At 71.7% G+C, this 19,767-nt stretch carries 8 protein-coding genes; 5 read left to right on the top strand and 3 right to left on the bottom strand.

The window, feature by feature from the left end; genetic code table 11:
- Positions 1-55: 55 nt before the first annotated feature.
- Together ACFVFS_RS22090 and ACFVFS_RS22085 are read right to left on the bottom strand one after the other, a co-directional pair.
- Positions 56-445, bottom strand: a complete 390-nt coding sequence (locus tag ACFVFS_RS22090; RefSeq protein WP_380626314.1) for a hypothetical protein — start codon at positions 443-445, stop codon at positions 56-58.
- A 45-nt stretch (positions 446-490) separates the two neighbouring features.
- Positions 491-11,707, bottom strand: coding sequence for a LamG-like jellyroll fold domain-containing protein (locus tag ACFVFS_RS22085; RefSeq protein WP_380626313.1), 11,217 nt, complete (start codon positions 11,705-11,707; stop codon positions 491-493).
- Between the two features lie 699 nt (positions 11,708-12,406).
- On the opposite strand from ACFVFS_RS22085, the gene ACFVFS_RS22080 reads away from it, so the two are divergent.
- The 4 genes from ACFVFS_RS22080 to ACFVFS_RS22065 all read left to right on the top strand — a co-directional run bounded on the left by ACFVFS_RS22080 (position 12,407) and on the right by ACFVFS_RS22065 (position 15,440).
- Positions 12,407-13,609, top strand: coding sequence for a S8 family serine peptidase (locus ACFVFS_RS22080; protein WP_380626312.1), 1,203 nt, complete (start codon positions 12,407-12,409; stop codon positions 13,607-13,609).
- Positions 13,610-13,651: 42 nt separating this feature from the next.
- Positions 13,652-14,194 (top strand): hypothetical protein, encoded by a 543-nt coding sequence (locus ACFVFS_RS22075; RefSeq protein ID WP_380626311.1) that lies wholly within the window; start codon positions 13,652-13,654, stop codon positions 14,192-14,194.
- A gap of 280 nt (positions 14,195-14,474) precedes the next feature.
- On the top strand, positions 14,475-14,669 hold the full coding sequence (locus ACFVFS_RS22070; RefSeq protein WP_380626310.1) for a hypothetical protein: 195 nt from the start codon (positions 14,475-14,477) through the stop codon (positions 14,667-14,669).
- A 66-nt stretch (positions 14,670-14,735) separates the two neighbouring features.
- Complete coding sequence (locus tag ACFVFS_RS22065; RefSeq protein ID WP_380626309.1) at positions 14,736-15,440, top strand: DUF6159 family protein; 705 nt, start codon at positions 14,736-14,738, stop codon at positions 15,438-15,440.
- A 575-nt stretch (positions 15,441-16,015) separates the two neighbouring features.
- Here the strand turns inward: ACFVFS_RS22065 and ACFVFS_RS22060 are convergent.
- A complete protein-coding gene (locus ACFVFS_RS22060) occupies positions 16,016-18,397 on the bottom strand; it encodes an ATP-binding protein (protein WP_380626308.1) in 2,382 nt (793 codons plus the stop codon).
- A 172-nt stretch (positions 18,398-18,569) separates the two neighbouring features.
- Here ACFVFS_RS22060 and ACFVFS_RS22055 point away from each other — a divergent pair, with 172 nt between their 5' ends.
- The gene (locus ACFVFS_RS22055; protein WP_380626307.1) at positions 18,570-19,655 is read left to right on the top strand and encodes a helix-turn-helix domain-containing protein; all 1,086 of its coding nucleotides are present in this window, start codon (positions 18,570-18,572) and stop codon (positions 19,653-19,655) included.
- Positions 19,656-19,767 lie beyond the last annotated feature (112 nt).

Genomic DNA, 19,767 nt, shown 5'->3' with positions numbered 1-19,767 from the left:
CGCAACCGGCCGGGCCGGGCAGGTACGCCGCCCCGCCCGGCCGTGGCGGACCTGATCAGGAAACGCTGGAGAGGTAGACGTCCACGGAATCGGGTGAGCCGCCCCCGGAGACCGCCACTCCCACCTGCCAGACTCCGGCGGCCGGCAGGATGACGGTCTCCTCGTCCTCCATCGCGGGAGCCGTGATGGAGATGATGCCCGACTTGAACTCCATGACGCCCTCGTGGATGACCCTCATCACCGCCGGGTCGGCTTTGCCCAGGTACACCCGGACTCGCACATCGCCCTCGGAGTCGGTCCGGGTGCTGACGTAGATCTGCCCACGCCCGGCCAGGCACTCGTAGTCGCCGTCGGCCGACTGAGGATAGTCGTCGGTCCCCATGTCCCTGATCGACACGAGACCCCACAACGGAGCCAGTTCGAGCGAATGGAGGAGAGTGTTCATGCGCAGCCCCGTCGACCGGTCGGGCCCGGAGGCCGCGTTCTGTTCCTATCCGGCATAGTAGACCCCTCCGTACCGCTTCACGTTGACGACCAGGACCAGGAACTCGTCCCCTCGCTTGATTCGGTTGCGGGCGTAGAAACCCGAGATGTCCGGTCCTTGGATCCTCTGCTCCCACACGGGCACTCCCAGGGTCTGCGCACCGACCCCGCCCTGGAACGTGGAGGCGAAGGGATACTCGTCGCAGCTCTGCGGCCCTTCCCAGGCGGACTTGCAGCCGGCGAGCTCCCGGTTCCGGTCGGCCTCGGCCTGGTTCCTCAGGGCGTTCAGCAGGAACGGGTGCCCTGCGTCGATGGCGGACTGATCGTTGACGGCGATCCGGGGAGTCCGTTTCCCGTCCACCACCATCACAGGGAGCTTGCGGCAGTCGCCCTCGCTCTTTCCGTACCAGTACTGGCATCGCTGGACCAGACCGTCCCAGTCCGCCTGACTCGCGCCGGCCGGCACGTTCTGTTGGCCCGGGCCCGGTTGGAAGGCCGACGAGCCCCCGGTCAACGGGTCCTGGAGCGACCCCGGGTTGAACGGCGAGCCGGGACCGGAGTGCACCGCTTCGGCCTCGCCGGACTGTGTCTGGCCGAGCTCGGGGCCGTTGAGGGGGGTCGATCCCGGGGTCGGACTGGTGCAACTGGTGCAGGGCTTCGGGGCGATCGTGTGGGGGTCGACCGGCTTCGGCGGTGCGGCGGTCGGGGTGGTCTTCTTCGGTGTGACGGGGTCGTTGTGGCGCCGGGTCGGCGTGTCACAGCTGTTGCGGCCGAACGGGTTCAGCGCCAGGCCGCCGAAGAAGGAGAAGTCGACAGACAGGCCGCTGAGCGCGCTCCAGCCTCCCCAGCCGGACAGGATGGATATGCCCCCGCCGGTGACCCAGGAGTTTCCGTAGTAGGGCTGCCAGCCGCCCGAGTAGGGGTGGAGGACGCTGTCCAGGCGGTCCTTCTCCAGCATGCGCTGAAGGTCGAACTCCTGACGCGCGGCCAGTCCGTAGGGAGAAGGCGCCGGGGCCGGTGCCGGGGCCGCGGCGGGTGGCGGGGGTGTCGACCGGGCGGGAGGGGGCGAGTCGCCGTCGTCACCGCCGCTCGGACCACCGCTCCGCGGAACCGGTACCGGGAGCGGGGAGCAGGAGCGGTGTCCGCTGGTGTCGGCGGCGTTCACCGGGTCGCCCTCGGCGTAGGCGTACAGGTTGGCGGCCGCCGCGGTGGTGGTGGACAGCGGTGCCTCGTCCCGGCTGGTGAACTCGGCGGTGCCGGGGTCGTACCAGCGGCTGGCGGTGTTCACCCGGCCGCTGGCCGGGTCGGTCCAGCCGCCCTGGTAGCCGATCCGGTTGCCGGCTCCGGAGCTGCCGTCCGGCTTGCCCCACGGGTCGTAGGCGGCGGAACTCGCCATGCTGGTTCCGTTGGCGGTGAAGGTGCCGACAAGGTCGCCGTGGCGGTTGCTGTAGGCGAAGACCCCGCCGCCGCCCGAGCCCAGGGCGACCAAGCCGCCGTCGGGCGTCCGGCTGTAGGCGTCTGTGCCGTCGGAGACGATCCGGGTGCTCGTGCCGGCGTAGCCGAACGAGCGGCCCGCGGTGGACGACAGGCGTCCCAGCCCGTCGTAGGCGTACGTCCGGCCGCCCTCCGCCACGAGCTCGTCGAACGCGTTGTACCCGGTCGTCGTGGTGCTTCCGCCGCCCGTCACGGAGGACCTGGTGCCGCGCGCGGTGAAGGTGTACGTAGTGGCACCGGCGGTCACCAGCTGGTTCCGCTGGTTGTAGGCGGCCGTCGTGGCGCCCGACGAGGTGAGGTTCCCGTTGTCGTCGTAGCCGTACGAGGTCGTGCCGGTGGCCTTGTTCCAGCCTGTCAGGCGGCCCGCCCGGTCGTACGTGTAGCCGGCACTGCCGGTTCCGGCGAGTCCGGTCGTGCTCTGGCTCTTCAATCGGCCCGAAGCGTAGTAGCTGTAGGTCAGGGACGCCTTGGTGGTGCCTGCGGTGGTGAGGGTGTCGCTCAGGACGTTCTGCTTCCCGTCATAGGTGAACGAGCGGGTGGTGCCGGTGCCGTAGCCGATGGACCGGACGGCCCCGGACGGGTAGTAGGAGTAGCCGACCGCCTGGCCCGTCAGCGGGTCCGCGAAGGTCGTGACGCGCCCGGCCGCGTCGTAGCCGAATGCCGCTGTGCCGGTCGCGTCGGTCCGGGAGGTGAGCAGCCCGTCGGAGTTGTAGCTGTAGCTCGCCTCGCCCTGCGGGCCCGAGCTCGACCACAGCAGGCCGCGGTCCTCGTAGGCGAAGCTCTGCCGGCCGCCCGGGGTGGAGACGGAGGTGATCCGTCCGGCGAGGTCGTAGCCGAGGTCGCGGGCCGGGGCCGGGGCCTCGCCACCGGTTCCACTCTGGGCGGTGAGCCGTCCGAGGCCGTCATAGGTGTTTCGGGTCTTCACACCGCCGGGCTTGAGTGCGGTGACCGGCCGCAGGTTCGGGTCGTAGACCGTCGTGTAGGTGCGGTCGGCGAGGTTCGGGTACGCGGAGGTGGCTGGTTCGACGGTGGATTCCGCCAGGCCGAGGCTGTTGTACGTGACGTACGTGCTCTGCCCGTTGCCGTCGGTGTAGCGGGTGCGGTGACCGGCCGCGTCGTAGCCCGAGGCGGTGGTGATGTTGTGGGTGGCGTCCACCGGCTGGATCTGCCGGACCACCCGGCCGAGCACGTCGTACTCGGTCCGGCTGGTGTTTCCGTCCGCGTCGGTGGCCGCCACGGGGTTGCCCTCGGCGTCGTACTCGATGCTGCCGCTCGATACGACGGCTCCGCTCTCGTCGAGGTTCGCGGTGCCGATCGGCCGCCCCGCGCGGTCGTACGTCGTGGTGAGCGAACGGCCGGTGCCACCGGACGAGTCGGCCGGCAGGGTCGTGCGCACCGCCGCGCCGACGAGGTCGTAGGACGTCGTGGTGGTGTTCCCCAGAGGGTCGGTCGTGCGGATCCGTTCGTCCGCGGCGTTGTAGGCGACGGTGCTGGTCTCCCGATTGGGCGTGACGATGGTGGTGCGGTTTCCCGCGTCGTCGTACCCGAAGCTGCCGGTGTACACGGCGGGAGTGACGGGCGGGGAGCCGGCTGGGGCGGCCGCGTGCGAGGTCTGGCGGACCAGCTTGCTGAGGGTGACGGGCCGTCCGAGGTCGTCGTACGTCGACAGCTCGACGGCGCCGGTCGGGTCGCTGGTGGACAGCGTCTCACCGTTGAGGTCGTAGGTGTAGAGCCACTTCGGAGTCACACCGCCGACCGTCGGCAGATCGCGTTCGACGAGGTTGCCGAGCTGGTCGTACACGTGCGTGGTCACGCCGCCCACGGCGTCGGTGAGGACCTTGGGCCGCCCCATGACGTCGTAGTCGGTGCGGGTCACGGCCGTGAAGGCACCGCTGCCGTCCGGAGCCGTGTAGGTGTTGCCCGCGACGGCGAGGTGTTCACCGGCAGCGTCGAAGGAGTGGGTGACCGTGGTGACGTTCCCGGTCGCGTCCCTCGTCGACGTGGTCTCGCCGAAGGTGTCGTAGCCGGTGCGGGTCTGCGGCGCCGCGGTCAGCGTGATCGGCTGTCCGGTCACGGGGTCGAGGGTGGTCGTGGCGACCGGTGGCGCCGTGGCGGAGACCTGTCGCCCGGCCGCGTCGTGCACGAAGGTGGTGGTGTGGGCGGCCGGCACGGCGCCGTTGACGTTGCCGTTGGGGCTGGTCGTTGACAGCGGCAGGCCGCGTTGGTCGTAGGTGAACGTCGTCGTGGAGTCCTGCGGCGCGTTCTTGACCGTCCGGGAGGTGATGTTTCCGCCGTTGTCGTAGGTGAAGTCGGTTTCCCGGCTCCCGTTGGCGTCGGCGACGGTGGCACGCAGTACGTTGCCGACCGCGTCGTAGGCCTTGCCGCTGGTCCGGTTGAGTCCGCCGGGGTCCAGGACGGTGCTCGTGGCGCGGCCCGCGGCGTCCCACGTGTTGACGGCGGTGGTCCGGCCGCCGCCGGTGACGCGTTGGGTGAGATGGCCGGCCGCGTCGTAGGTGTTGCGCTCCAGCACGACGTTGCGCACGCCGCCGTCGAACGCCTGGGTGGCCGGGGCGAAGGTGTGGAAGGCGTCGAGGCCGACCTCGGCGACGGTGTCGTCGTCGTAGTAGTAGGTGTGGACGGTCCGCCCCATGGCGTCGGTGACCGAGGCCAGGCGCCCTGCGGGGTCGTACGCGCGGGCTTCCAGGACCTGCCAGCGCGGGGCGACCGGGTTGTTCGGGTTCCCGGTGTAGTTCTCGACGGCGGTCTGCTGGAGGTGTCCCATGGGGGAGTACGAGTACCGGTACTTGGTTCCGGCCGCGTCCGTCATGGAGACCGTGTTGCCGTACTGGTCGTAGGCGTAGCTGTTGGACCGCCCCGCCGGATCGGTGGTCTTCGCCACCCGGCTCAGGTTCGGGGCGTACGTCCAGGTGGTGGTGCGCGGCTTGTCCCCGCCCGTGAGGTCCGAGGTGGCTCGGCTGGTGGGGTTGCCGTCCTGGTCGTAGACGATGGTGGTGCGTGCGGTGTGGACGGTCCCGGTGACGGCGTCCGTCGTGGCGGGCTCGGTCAGGCCGGTGGGGTTGCCCTGGCCGTCCCACGTGTAGGTGGTGGTCGAGGTGGTCGGGGTGGCGCCGGGCCCGCAGTCGGCACAGGTCTCGGTGCTCGACGTGAGGCGGCCGAGGTTGTTGTAGGTGTACGTGGTGGTGAGACCGAGGGGGGTGACGGTCTTGGTGAGGTCGCCGGCCGCGTTGTAGGAGCGGCGTGTGCTCTGCCCGGCGGGTACCGAGGCCGCGTCGGGGTGGGTGGCGCGGTCGACGTACGGGGTCTGCTGGGTCAGTAGACCAGGTGGCTGGGTGCCGGCCTCGGGCCCGCCGTCGGACCCGACGGCTCCCTCGGTGCCGCTGGTGCGGCTGAGGTAACTGCTCCGGCCCTGCGGGAAGTCGGGGGTGGCGGGTGTGGTGATCTCGTTGAGCTCGCCGTTGGCGCCGTGGGAGTAGCTGGTGCGGTACGCCGTGTCCCCGGCGCCGTTGGAGCGCGCGTCGGACTGGCCGGTCATCGTGTCGTTGGCGGCGCCGAGGTGGTCCGCGGTCGCGTCCAGGTAGTACTGGGCGTAGCTGGTCTGGCAGTGGGTGGCGTCCTGACAGGTGGTGCGGGAGACCTCGTTGCCGCGTGCGTCGTGCCCGGTGGTCCGGGTGTGGCCGTTCGGGTCGGTGACGGTGTGTGGGAATCCACCCGTGTCGTAGCTGTAGCGGGTGTTGTTGCCGTAGGCGTCGGTGGTGGAGATCTTCTTGCCGGAGCGGACGTCGTAGCGGTAGGTCAGGATGTTGCCGGTCGGATCGGTCACCCGGGCCGTGGTGACGGGAGTGGCGCCGCCTCCGTTGCCCATGGACCGGAAGTGCGCGGCGACGGTGTCCGCGTCGAGGCGACTGGGGTAGAACGAGGCCTCGGCGATCGATCCGTTGAAGTGGGTGCCGGCCGTGGCCGGCCAGAACCGGGTCTCCGCCGCCCCGAGGTAGGCGAACCGGGCACCGTTGAAGGTGATCCGGTGGCCGCCGTTGTCGGTCGCCGTCGGTCGGCCGTCCAGGTAGAGCGTCTGGCCGCTGTCGTCGGCCGCGAGGACGGCCTGGTGCCAGGTCCCGTCGTTGACGGTGCGGTCGGAGGTCAGGGTGTAGTCCGCCGAGCCCATCCAGAACTGGCCGTGCAGTCGGCCGTCGGAGCCCACGTAGAGCGCGTCGTTCCACTGGGCGTAGTCGGGTCGGGCGGTGTCGACGGGCCAGTCCTGGTAGCCGTAGAGGGGGCCGCCGGAGGTGGTCCTGAACCACAGTTCCATGGTGGCGGGCCCTCGGGCGGGTGCGGCGTCCGGGGGGAGTTGGACGTAGGACGTGCTGCCGTTGAAGACCGCGGACCGCTGGTTGTCGTAGTCGTCGGTCGGGCCGTTGGCGTTGAGGGTGACGTCCTGGTAGGTGCCGGCGGTGGTGTTGGGCAGCGCCGTGCCCAGTTCGGCGTTGGCATACCGGGAACCGGCCGGGTCGTTCAGCCGCCAGTAGCCGTAGGCGCCGTCCTGGACGATGTTGGCCCGGTAGGCCCCTGCGGCGTCGATCCCGTTGTTCGTGCCGGTCCGGGTGCCGGTGCGGCGGTGGGCGGCGATGGAACCGGCGGTGAGGGCGTAGTTGTAGATCGCGAAGTCGGCCAGCGTCCCCTCGAAGTGGCCCGCGGAGTCGGCGGGCCGTTCGGGCCAGCTGTCGACGGTTCCGGCGCCGAGGTAGGCATAGGCGGAGCCGTTGTAGGTGATCGGGCGGCCGGTGGCGTTGTCGGCCGCCTTGACGCCGTCCAGGTAGAGCGTCTGTCCGGTGAGGTCGCCGACCAGGGCGGCGTGGTGCCACGTGCCGTCGTTGACCGGCGCGGGCGAGACGGTGCTGTCGGCGGTGTCCCCGCTCCACATCGCGCCGTGGAGCCTTCCGTCGGTACCGACGTACAGCGCCGGATTCCACCGGTCCGTCGAGCCGTTGGGCCTGCCTTCGACCGGGAACGACTGGTAGCCGTAGAGCACTCCGGGCTTGGTGGTCCTGAACCAGAGTTCGACGGTGGTCGCGCCGTAGGGCTTGGGAGCGATGTTGCCGGGCAACTGGACGTAGGAGGTCGTGCCGTCGAAGCCCGTGGCGGCCGATTCGCCAGAGGCCCAGGGGCCGTTCTGGCAGCAGGTGGTGTTGTGGTTGGTGCCCCGGTTCTGGGCCAGGGCGGCGGACGAGACCACCTCGGAGGCCTGGTTCCCGGCCTTGTCGTCGAGGCGCCAGTAGCCGGTGGGGTGGGCGTCCAGCACCGCTGCGTCGTACTGGGCGAGGCCGCTGTCGACGGCGGTCCGGTAGAGCGCGGCGACGCGCGCGCCGTCGAACCCGTGCGGGAAGGCGGCGACGTTGGCTATCTGGCCCTTGAAGTGGCCGGCGGAGTCGGTCGTCGGTGCGGGCCAGCCGCCGAAGACCGCGCCCGCGCCGAGGAAGACGTGACCGGAGCCGTTCGGCGTGATGGTGCCGTTCAGCGGGCCCGCGGCCTGCGCGCCGTCGAGAAAGAGGGTCTGGGTGTCCGGACTGTCGGCGGACAGCACGGCGAAGTGCCAGTTGCCGTCGTTGACCGGGCCCTGGGTCACCATCGTCTGCCCGGCGTCTCCCATCCACAGCTGGGCCCGCAGACGGCCGTCGTTGCCGACGTACAGCGCCGGGTTCCAGCGGTCGGTCGTGCCGTTGGAGTGTCCGCCGATCTGGAAGGACTGGTAGGAGAGCAGCACGCCGGAGCCGGTCGTACGGAACCACAGGCCGAGGGCGCCGGGGCCCGCCGGCGGGGCGTAGGCGGCAGGCAGTTCTGCCCAGGAGGTACTGCCGTTGAAGGTCGCGGCACCCGAGGTGCCGGGGAACGGGCCGGTCCCGCCGAGGGCCACCTCGGAGTAGCTGCCGTTGTTGGGCGTGGGGCGCGCGGTGTAGACCTGGTTGGCCGCCTGGACGCCCGCGCTCTCCGAGAGCCGCCAGTAGCCGGTCGGCCGGGAGCCCATCACCTGGCCGCGGTACTCCTGGGAGGAGCCGGCGGTGGTGGGCGGGTCGAGCTTCCAGGTCCCGCCGTTCTCGTCGGTGACCTGTTGCGCCCGGTCGTTGAGGGTGTCGTAGGCGACGGTGAGCCTGTTCTTGCCGGAGGGGAGCTTCAGCCCGGACAGTTCGGGAGCGGCCTGGCTTCCCGCCTCCCAGAGGGCGGTGACCGTCGGGGCGCCGAGTGCGCGGTTGTAGAAGGCGACGTCGCTGATGCTTCCGGCGAAGTAGTTCGCGTGCCCGGTGTGGTCGTAAGGGGTGTCCGGCCACCAGCCGCTGATGAAGCCTCCGCCGACGGCCTCGGAGCGTTGGCCGGGTGCGATCACGGCGCCCGGAAGACTGCCCTGAGGCTGTCCGTCCAGGTAGAGGGTCTGGGAGGTGCCGGCCGCCGAGAGCAGCGCGAAGTGCCACTTGTCGTCATTCACGACAGCGGCGGAGTCGATGGTGTTGGAGGGACCGTTCCAGAACTTGGCGTGGAGCTTCCCGGAGGCACCGACGTAGAGGGCCGGTGTGTACATCGCGGGTGTCGTGCCGTTTCCGGGGAAGGAGTCCGCCTGGTAGCTGAAGAGCACTCCCCACGAGGAGGTCTTGAACCAGAGGCCGACCGAGGTGTACGAGGAGGTGTCGAGGACGCTCTGGGGCAGGGACACGTAGCCGGAGGACCCGTCGAAGGTGGCGGCCGTGGCCGTGGAGGCGGTCGGTCCGGGCGTGCCGAGCGTGACGCCGCTCGCGGAGTATCGGGCGTTGTCGTTGCCCTGGTTCTCGATCACCTCGCTGGCGGCGGTACCGCCGGAGCGTTCGCCGAGACGCCAGTAGGAGACGGGGGCGGAGTCGAGTACCGCCGACTTCAGGTGCGATCCCCGGCTGTAGGTGTAGGTGGTGCACGGCCTCGCGGTGTTGGCGCCGGCGGGCGGGGTGCAGACCTGGTCGAGTTCGTCCGGGGAAGAGGCGTTGTAGGTGTAGGTCCACGTCAGAGCCGTGTTCCAGTCCGTTCCGTACGCGGGGTCGGTGTAGACCCGTGCGACGTGTCGGCCGTCGGCGGTCCATTCGAAGTGGAGGGAGCGGTTCGACGCGGTGTCCGTCACCGTGCCGAGCCGGCCGTTGGTGTAGTCGAGGCTCTGCCGGTGGCCGTTGGCGTCCGTCACCGACGACAGGGCGTAGCCGCCGCCGGAGGGGGTGTGGAACTCGTAACGCGTCCCGCCCTTGACCATCAGGTCGAAGCCTCCGCCGGGGGCGGTGCTCAGGGATTCGAACTCGCCGGGTGGCGGCGTGAAGACATTGCCGCCCCGGGGGTCCGCGCCGAACCGGGCGGCCCGGCCGCTCGCGGTGGTCAGGACGACCGAGCCGGTGCCGTCGGCGTCCGGCTGGACCCGCATGTCGAACGCGGTGGTCCAGCCGGCACCGAACAGGGTCGACGTCCGCGGGTCGAGCGAGTTGTAGGAACGGGTGACCGTGAGGGCCGGCCCGACGGTCTTCACCTCGGCGTCCGTCGCCTCGGTCGTGTAGTTGCCGACCTTCGGGTCGAAGGTCCGGCCGGAGGCGTCGCCGGCCGCGCCGCCCAGGTGGGAGGTGATCAGCGGTTGCTGGACCTCGGTGGAGAACGACGCGGTGTTCGACAGCCAGCTCTCGCCCCGGTGGTCACCGACCTTGGCGTTCCACAGGTAGCTCTTGCCCCAGTCCAGGAGGCCGGCCGGCACGGCCCATGACGTGTTCGGCTGCCAGCCCGACTCGGTGATCAGCTCCGGCGACCCGGAGGAGGGGTTCGTGTAGACGCGGAAGTCGTAGTCCAGCCCGTATCCGGGGAAGTTGTCCGGGTCGTGTCCGGTCGCGTAGAGCTGAGGCTGCAGCACGCCGACGATGGCGTTGGAGAGCGGGGCCATGACGTCGAGTTGCGGGTCGACGTTGACCGCCTCGACCCAGGTGCAGTTCTGGTAAGGGATGCCGAAGTTGTCCAGCAACGAGTATGTGCCGTTGACCAGGCCGTCCCAGCACAGTTGGTAGCGCTGCCCGGGCGCCATCGGGGGAATGACGGCGTCGAAGGTCACCGACTCGCCGGACTTCACCAGCCAGGGGACACCGGTGGTGGTCGCCGCACCGGGCCACTGCTCGTTCCAGTTCGCGTCGTAGAACCGGGGCCGGACCCGCATGCTGTCGGAGTTCCACCAGTTCGCCGCCAGATTGGTCATGGTGACCTGCTGCGAGCCCGGTGAGTTGTAGGTCGGCGGGGTGTAGGCCGGGGGAACGGAGTAGCTCGCCGCCCAGTCGACGTAGGTGAGCTTCAGGAACGGCGGGTAGTTGGTGTTGACGCTGTCGAACTTCTTCCATGCCTGGATGTCATGGATGTCGGAGGTCAGCGCGAAACCGTAGTTGGCGGCGCCGTGGGTCCAGCCGTTGACCAACTGCACGCCTGCGGCCGTCGGCGAGTCACCGAGGTTGAACGGGACCGTCACCGGTGAGCCCGGGCAGTAGTTGCTGTTGGGCGCCTTGAAGGAGGCGGAGGCGATCGCCGCCGGGTCGAATGGAACCTGCGAGGCGTTGGTGACACCGGACGGTGACCAGGCCGAGGTGATGGCGTGCACGGCCACCTCGCGCTGGAGGCATCCGCCGCTCCAGATCGCGTTGAGGTTCAGTTCCGCCTTCTGGACGTACATGTTGCCGAGGTTGGAGCCGAGGGAGTCGAACACCAGGTAGCTGATGTCGGAGGAGGCCGCCCCGTTGTAGCTTCCGACCTTGAGCGTGTCCTCGCTCGCGTGGTTGTAGGAGTTGCTGGAGTCGACGTAGGTCGACCTGGTTGCGCCTGTCTGCCCCGTGGGGTCGACCTTCACCGGGAAGACCCGCCGGGGGTCCTTGAGCCACTCGGCATCCAGGTCCATGACGAGGGCGGGCTTCCCGCCGATGTCGGTGAGCCGGTAGGTGACACCGTCGGAGTGCGCGGGTTCGCCGGAGCTCGGGTCGACCGCCGAGTCCTCCATGAACCCGTGCGGGATCGTCATCCGGACCTGGCCGGCCTCGTCCGTGAACCGTACGTTGCCCGATGCGTCAAGGGCGGGGGACAGCCCGGTGACGGACAGCGGGAACACCCAGCTCATCGGTGCGGATCCGGTGTGCAGGACCAGCGACTCCTTGATGCCGGCGGCCAGAGTGTTGTACACGACATCGGCATCCGGCAGTGCGCCCGGGTAGGTCAGGGTGTCGGCCCGCGCCACGGCTGCCACGGGTTTGGCGCCCTGGAGGCTGTAGGAGAGCCGGTGCGTGCTGTCGAGCGCCCACTCCAGCAGGGCAGGGCTGTCGGCGCCGGGTGCGAAGCTCAGTGCCTGGTCGTTCGCGGCTTCGGTCCACCGGTTGTCGCGGCGGCGGGACAGACCGGTGTCGATGTCCGCCCAGGTGCCGTCGGCCTTTCGGTAGTGGACCGGCCGACTGTAGACACGCATGGTCTTCGTGCCGTCGGGGTTCTCGAAGACGGACGTGGTCGGGGTGCGCTGCGCGGTGACCTCGACGGCGCCGGCGGCGGGATCCGCAGGCGCCGTCCAGTCGGTGGAGGACTCCTTGGTCGGGGAGGCCTGCCGGGAGGCCGCCTCGCCCTGACTCTTCGCGGAAGCCTCCCTTCCGGCCCCGCGCCTTCCGGACAGGTCCGGAGCCGCCACCTGTTCGCCGTTCACGGGCTTCCGCGGCTCGGGCTCGTGCTGCGGGCCCGGATTCTGCGTGTCCGTTCGTTCCGGGAGCTCCCCTGCCGTGGGTGTGTGGCCGGCCGAGACCCCTTCGCCACCAGGACGGGAGGTGTCGGCAGCGGTGGCCCGGTGCCCTCTCCCGCCCGGGTCACCGGTCGGCTGCTCCGGCGTCCGGGGCGCCGCCGACGGGGTGCCCGACGCGGCGCGCCGCTGGGTGAACGCCTCGGCGGACTGGACGGCGACGGTGTCGACGAGAAGGACGCACAGAAGCACCGTCAGCCAGCGCACGACAGGCCGTCGGGCCCACGGCCCGTGTGGTGCGCGGCCGGCCGCCGAGCGGTCGGTGCTCCCGAGTGAGCGTCTGCCGCCGCGAACGGCCGTGGAAGGCGAGTGGAACCACAAGCGGCGCAAGGCCGTCCCCCAAACATCACGATGGGCACTCCCCGCGAGTGGCCGACCCATCTTGTATCGATCGCATGCGAGCGCTGTCCAGAGCCGGCCGGCGGGCCTTCCAGTGGATTGCCGACGTATATCCGCATTTGATACTGGATCACCTCGGCAAAGCTCTGTTAAAACCTGGATCCGTTGCGACTCCGGGGGCGGCTGCCGGTCGATCGCGTATACGATCGGCCGTCGTCCGGCGAATCTCCCTTTCGCGCAGTCGTCCAATTCGGCCCGGGAGCACCTCTCATGACTGTTTGGCGCCGCATTGTCCACGCCGGTGGTGCGTTCGGCGTCGCCGTTTCGGCTGTGCTGCTCGGCTCTTCGGCCGGTCATGCCGACTCCATCCGTGCTGGTGAGTGGCCGCTCGACTCCGGCCACTTCAGGGCGGAGGAGGTCTGGGCGGTCAGTCGTGGCTCGGGGGCGGTCGTCGCCGTGGTCGACAGCGGGGTCGCGGCCGGCCACCCCGATCTGGAGGGCCGGATCCTGCCGGGCGTCAGTCTGGTGGGCGAGGGCGGTGACGGCCGGACCGACACCTCCGGGGACTCCCACGGCACGGCCGTGGCGGGCATCATCGCTGCGACCGGCGGGAGCGGCGGCACTGGAATGACCGGGCTGGCTCCGGACGCGAACGTCCTTCCGGTCCGGGTCGGTGGCGGCGGCCAGATCCCGGCGTCCCTGGTGGCGCGCGGGATCGTCTGGGCGGCCGACCACGGCGCCCAGGTCGTCAATGTTTCCGTGGGCTCGCCGGATCCGGATCCGTTGCTCAAGCAGGCCGTCACCTACGCGCTGGGCAAGGACGTCATCGTCGTCGCCTCCGCCGGGAACGACGGGGACCGCGGAAACCCCGCCATGTACCCGGCGGCGTTCCCCGGAGTGGTCTCGGTCTCCGGGGTCGACGAAACCGGAGCGTTCTGGCTGCCCAGTGAGTCCGGCAGAGGAATCACCATCGCGGCGCCGGCCACCGGAATCTATTCCACCAACGACCAGGGGGGTTACGTCCAGGCCGACGGCACCAGCTACGCCGCCGCCTATGTTTCGGCGACCGCTGCACTGATACGGTCGCACCAGCCGAACCTGAGCGCGGGACAGGTGATTCACCGGCTCATCTCCACAACGGTCGAACGCCACAAGCGTCCTGACGCGCAATTCGGATACGGCCGACTGGACCCGCTTGCCGCGCTCACGGTCGTGAACGACCCGGAAGAGCGCGACAATCCGCTGCTCCGGCCGATGGCGGAAGAACCGTCGGAATCCGGATTTCCCGTCCTGCCCGCCGGTGCCGTCGCCGTATCGGTCCTGGCCGCCGGGGCCACCGGAATCGCCTGGCGTCGGCGTCACCGCGCGGCCGGGGGGACACTCGGGAAGTCCGCCTCGGCCACCGTCGTGGTGGGCCGGCCCGGTCAGCGGGGCGATCGACCGCGGAAAGCCCCCGGTGGCCGTCGGCGTTGACCCGTCCCGGCCGCGCGCACACTCTCATGGAAGGTCCCGTATATGTCCGTCCGCTCGCGCCTCCGCGGCCGTCGCCGACTGCTCACCGCTGCGGGCAGCTGTCTCGCAATCGGACTGGCCGTCTCCGGCCTGCTCGTCCTTCGCGAGCCCGGAGACCGGGATTCCCGGCTGGCAGTGGCGGTGAACGACGTCTCCGGGCGCGCGACCGCCTGCCTGGCTGCCGACACCGCCACGGCCACGGGTAGCGGTGCCGTTGCCGCGGTCTGGGCGGCGATGCAGACCGCCGGACGGCAGCATGACACCAGCGTCCAGCAGATGATCACACCCGTCACCGGAGCGGAACAGGCGGCGCCGTACCTTGCCGGGCTGGTCACTCAGCGCTGCGACATGATCGTCACCGTTGGAACGCCGTTCGGTCAGGCGGGGCCGACCCTCGCCTCCGCTGTACCCTCATTGCGGATCACCGCAGTGGACTCCGCGTTGGCCGGCGCACCGGCCGGCATGATCCTGCTGAACGGGCCCGACGCGGCAGCCCAGGTAGCCGAGCAGGTCGGTGCGCTCCGACCGCGGGTGGCCGCACGCTGACTCGCTGCGGGAGTACCCTGCCTGGCGATGCGTCAGGATCCGGTGCCGCCCGTCGGGCCGAGGGTGACCGGGACGCGGGTGCAGCCGCGGAGGACGGTGCGCAGGTTCGGGGTGGGGTGGCGAGGCGCAGGGAGGGGAAGCGGGTGAGGAGTTTGCGGAAGGCCAGGGCGCCTTCGAGCTCTCCCGGGGCGGTGCCCGTGCAGTCGAAGGCGCCGCGGCCGACACGCTCGCGTGGATCACGGCCGACCCGGACCCGGACCCGGACCGGTGGCCGGTCGCCGTGTACTCGCGCATGGAGGCCGCCTGGTCCGTCTTCCCGTACGGCATGGTCGAGTTCCTGCTCCGGTCGGTGTACGACGACTTCGACGAGTGGCCGATCAGCGACACCTCGCTCCGTGATGTCGCCCAACCGCGGTTCCTGCACGACCGGGACGAAGAGGCGGGATGGGAGTCGGGGACCAACCCCTGGGAGTGAGCAGGGAACCGGTGGGCGAGGGTGGGGCGATTGAGTAGGAACAGGCCCGTCAGGGCATCCGCACGTGTGCTGCGGGAGCACAAGCGTCTGCTGCTGCTGGCCGGCGGCGCCTGGGTGGTGCCGGCGGCGATGGTCGGGGCGCTGGTCGTGGTCGGGTCCGGGCTCTGGTCGGAGGACGGCGCCGGCGCGGCGGGCGTCGCGCTCGCCGTCGTCGGGGTCGTCGTGGCGACGCTGGTCGGGACGTACGCCAACGCCGTCCTGATCCTGGCCGCGGACCAGGCGTTGCAGGGGCGGCCCGTGAGGATCGGCCGCAGTTGTGCCGCGGCCGCCGGGCGGCTGCCGGTGATCGCCCTGTGGGCCCTGGTCGGGATCGTGGCGGTGTCGGTCGGGTCGCTGCTGGACCGGGTGCCGCTGGTCGGGCCGCTGCTGGAGCGGCTGTTCGGGATCGGCTGGGTCGTGGTGACCTACCTGACGCTGCCTGCGATGATGATCGACGGCCTCGGCGTGCGTGACGCGATGCGTCGCGCCCGGCAGCTCTGCGGCAGCGACGGCTGGCGGATCGTCCGGGGCTCGATCTGGATCTCGCTGCCCGGCCTGGTGGCGACCGCGCCGGTGCTCACGATCCTCGTCCTGGGGCTGAGTTCCGACGGCCACCTGACGGCCGTCCTCGCCGTTGCGTGCGCCGGCCTGCTGACAGCCGTCGCGGCGACGGTCAGCACGGGCCTGTCCGGGGTGTTCAGGACGCGTCTGTACCGGGAGGTCGAGGGGTGACCGGGCGCGGTGTTCACGCCGTCCTGCCGCCCGCCCGTCACCGCTCAACTCGCCCCGCCGGCCCAGCTCGGCGTCGCCACCTTCGTCTTCCTCGTCGCCCTCGACCACGACCTCACCCACCTCCACCGCCGCACCCGCCAGGCCCTGCCGATCAGCCACGCCAGCGTGACCCTGCCCTTCCTCCTCGGCACCGCGCCGGCGCTCGCCGTCCACAGCCGCCTCGCCCCGCCGGGCGCCCGTCGCCTTCCTTCCCCTCGCCCTGTTCCTCGACCGGAACGCCTGGAAATGGCTGGGCGCCGCCGGCGCGACCCCCAGCAGCAACCCGTCCCAATGGTGGTACGACGGGCCGGGCCAGAGCCTGGAGGCGTGTCTGATCGACACGGCCAACAACAACACCTGGGCCTGCGGCCCGATCAACTGACCGGGGCGCGCCGAGCGTGGCGGGAGCGGGCCCCCGCGGCGGCCCCGCCCGCCTGAGCACGGCCCCGCCCGCCTGAGCACGGTCCCGAGCCGCCGGAGTACGGGGGACTCCGGCGGCCCGGGGCCGTGGCGGACGCCCCGCGAGGCCGTCCGGGTCACTCCGCCAGGGAGTCGAGCAGGGCCCGCGCCTCCTCCGCCTCCGGGACGTTCAGCGAGGTGTGGATCTCGACCGCCTGTTCGGCGTGCCTCCGGGCGGTGTCGGGCTCGCCCAGGCGCTGGTGCGTGCGCGCCAGCCCGACGTGGATGCGGCCGAGGTTGTACCGCTCACCGGTGTGCGGCAGGTACTCGATCGCGGCCCGGTAGTGCCCGAGGGCGCTCGCCGGAGCGTCCAGGGCCAGCAGGGCGTCGCCGAGCAGGGTGTGCGACTCGGCCTGACCGAAGGTGTCACCGAGGTCCCGGTGCAGCTCCAGGGCCTCCTGGTACAGGTCGAGGGCCTCCAGGTGCAGCTGCAGCCGCTGCTGGTGCTCGCCCAGCTGGTTGAGCGCGATGGCCTGGCCGAGGCGGTTGCCTCTGCGCCGGTGGAACTCCAGCGCCTCGCGGTGCAGCTCCAGGGCCTCCGGCAGCCGGCCGAGCCTGGTCAGCGTGGGCCCCAGATTGGTCAGGGCGATCGTCTCGACCGCCGGCTCGGGGATCTCCCGGCTGAGCGACAGTGCCCGCCGCAGGTGGTCGAGGGCCTCCTCCAGGCGCCCCGTCCGGGTCAGGGTGAGGCCCAGATTGGCCAGGACATGGGCCTCGCCGCCGCGGTCCCCGCTCCGCCGCCGGATCTCCAGGGCCTGGTGGAGGAGGTCGAGCGCCTGCGGGAAGTCGCCCAACTGGTAATGGACCAGCCCGAGATGCCGTAACGCGGCCGCCTCGCCGGCCGGGTCGCCGAGCCGCCGGGTGGCCCGCAGGGCGCGGACCCCCAGGCCGAGGGCCTCGTGGGCGGGCAGGTGGCGCTTGAGGTGGCGCCAGAGGATCGCCGGCAGGTCGGCCGCGTACTCCGGCAGCTCGGCGTCGGCGGCGTGGCGGGTGAGGGCCAGCAGGTTGGCGTGCTCCAGGGCCAGCCAGTCCGCCGCCTCCGCCCCGTCGGTGAACACCAGGGGGGCGCCGCCGGGCGGTGTGGGCGGCTGCGGCCGGTGATGCCGCTCCAGCGGGGCCAGCAGGTCCATCGCCGAGGCGGCGGTGTGGCGGTAGTGGTCGAACAGCCGGACGAGCGCGGCCCGCGGGAGGGGGGTGGGCGCGTCCCGGGCGAGCAGTTCACCGGCGAAGGTGCGCAGCAGGTCGTGGAAGGTGTACCGGAAGGCCCTGTGCTCGATCAGCAGGTGGTGCTGGTGCAGCGCCTCCAGGAGTTCCTCGGCCTCGTCCAGCGGTGCGTCGGCCAGGGCGGCGAGGGCATGCGGCGTGACGTCCTCACCGGGGTGCAGCGCGGCCAGCCGGAACGCGCGCCGCTGCGCCGCGGTGAGGGAGTGGTAGGACTCCACGAAGGCCGCCGCGACGCTCTGGTCCTGGTTGGAGAGCTCGGTCAATAACCGCTGCGGACGCCGGATCCGCTGCAGCAGCTCGACCGGCGTCCAGGCGGGATGGTGCGCCAGCCGGGCGGCGGCGATCCGCAGCGCCAGCGGCAGCCGTCCGCACTGCGCGACGATCTCGTCCACGGTGGCGGCGTGGCCCGCGACCCGCTCCGGTCCGGCGACCCGGGCGAACAGCTCCACGGCCTCGTCGTGGCTCAGCACGTCCAGCGGCACGCCGACCGCCCCGTCCAGCGCGGGCATGCGCCGCCGGGACGTCACCAGCACCAGGCAGCGCGGGCCGCCGGGGATCAACGGGCGGACCTGCTCGGCGTCGACGGCGTTGTCCAGCACCACCAGGTACCGCCTGCCCGCCGCCCGGCTGCGCCACAGCCGGGCGCGCTCCTCGGTGTGCGGCGGCAGCGCGCTCTCGCTGACACCGGCCGCCCGGAGCAGACTCGCCAGCGCCGCGCCCGGTGCGAGCGGCCGCTGGCCCGGGGTGAAGCCGCGCAGGTCGACGAAGAGCTGCCCGTCGGGGAACCGGCCGGCGAGGGCGTGCGCGACATGGACGGCCAGGGCGGTCTTGCCGACACCGGCCATGCCGTCGATGGCCGAGATCACCAGCGGACGGGCCCGGGCGCCGCCCGTTCCGGCGGCCAGGGCGAGCAGCCGGTCCACCTCCTCGCGCCGTCCGGTGAAGTCCGGGACGGCGTACGGCAGCAGCCGGGGCACCACCTGGTCGACCGGCTCCGCGCCGGGCGGCGGCTCCGGCTCCCCGCGCGCCGCGGAGAGCAGCCGGTCGCGGTCGGCCGCCTCCAGCCCCAGGGCCGTGGCCAGCCGCGCCACCGAGGACAGCCGGGGCCGCCGCCGTCCCGACTCCAGCACGCTGATCGCGTGCGCCGAGATGCCCGACCGTTCCGCGAGCTCCTCCTGCGTCCACCCGGTCGCGTACCGGTACTGGCGCAGTAGCGTTCCGAAGTCCCCCAGCAACGCGTCCCCCGTCGGTGACCCCCGGCCCACGGCCCTGACGGGCCCCTGACAATAGGTCATGATAGAACGCCAAGCGAACGCCATGGAGTGATCAGTTGGTGTTGGCCAGGATGGTCCCCGGCGCATGCGGCGCCGCGATCGGCCGATCGAACCGATCACTCCAGGGGGGCACATGACCGAGCGAGACCTGAGCAGGGAACCGGACCGGTTACCGGAGCGGGCTGCGGCGACCAGGCCCGATCCGGGCGGAGCGACCACACCGCAGGAGTTCGTCCGCCGGCTCCGGGCGGTCAAGGCGTGGTCCGGCAATCCGTCGCTGCGCGAACTGGAGCGCCGTACCGGCCTTCCGCGCAGCACCCTCTCGGGCGACATGAGCCCTCGGCGCACCAGGCTGCCGCCCCTGGACCGGGTGCTGGCGCTCGCGACCGCCTGCGGCGTGCCCGCTGAGGAGCTCGCGCGCTGGCGATGCGCCTGGCAGCGCATCCAGGTGCGGGAGCAGTCGGCCGAGCCGCCGGCCCCGCGCCCGCCCGCCGCTGCCGAGCCTCCGGCATCCGAGCCGGCACCGCGTCCGCCGCGGCCGCCGCAGCCTCCGGCATCCGAGCCGGCACCGCGTCCGCCGCAGCCGCTGCGTCCGCCGCGTCCGCCGCAGCCGCCGCGGGAACCGGACCGGACGGGACGCCGCCGATCCGCCCGTCGGCGCCCCGTACGGCCCGTCCTGTCGGCCGGCGGTCTGCTCGCCGCCCTGCTGGCCGTGCTCCTGTCCGCCGCCCCGGTCACCGGTGAGAGCGGCGCCGCCGCCGGCGACCGGCCGACCCGCCCGGTCGGGGCCGAGCCGCCGGGCCCGTGCGGTTTCCTCGGCCGGATCAGCGACAACCTGGCCGCCGCCCCGCTCGACGCGGCCGCCACCACCGGGGAGTCGCTGCCGGTCAGGAGCCCGGTCGCCAGGGGCGACACCCTGATCGTCACCCTGGTCCTCGCCGGAGCCGGCCCCGGCCCCATCACCGTGCGGGACACGGCCGGCAACCGGTACCGGCCCGTCCGCGACGAGACGACCGACGGCACCCGGCTGGCGGTCTTCGCCCTGATCGACGCCAGGCCCCTGGACGCGCTGGACCAGATCACCTTCCTCTGGCCCAGTGCGAAGCACGACTACACCGCCGTCGACGAGTTCCGGAGCACCCGCCCCGCCGAGCCGGCGAGCGCCCCTGACGCCCCGGGCGAGCCGCTCCTCGGCTCCGGGAGCGCGCAGCAGTGCTAGGGCCTGTCGCGGATGTCCGGGGGCATGCGGGTCGGTGTGGGTTCTGACCTGCTGGTTCAGGTCGTTCGGGCGAGGTTGTGCATGTGGGCGACGGCCTGCACGGCGTAGTGCC

Origin of the sequence: Kitasatospora sp. NPDC057692, assembly GCF_042799475.1 — a bacterium.
In the GTDB taxonomy this organism is placed as follows: domain Bacteria; phylum Actinomycetota; class Actinomycetes; order Streptomycetales; family Streptomycetaceae; genus Kitasatospora.
The sequence above is the reverse complement of the archived record's forward strand: the minus strand, read 5'-3'. Positions and strand labels throughout refer to the sequence as shown.

Coding starts and splice junctions, on each gene's coding strand:
- ACFVFS_RS22075 (WP_380626311.1), top strand. CDS start 13,652: ATGTCCGTCCGCTCGCGCCTCCGCGGCCGTCGCCGACTGCTCACCGCT.
- ACFVFS_RS22055 (WP_380626307.1), top strand. CDS start 18,570: ATGACCGAGCGAGACCTGAGCAGGGAACCGGACCGGTTACCGGAGCGG.
- ACFVFS_RS22090 (WP_380626314.1), bottom strand. CDS start 445: ATGAACACTCTCCTCCATTCGCTCGAACTGGCTCCGTTGTGGGGTCTC.
- ACFVFS_RS22080 (WP_380626312.1), top strand. CDS start 12,407: ATGACTGTTTGGCGCCGCATTGTCCACGCCGGTGGTGCGTTCGGCGTC.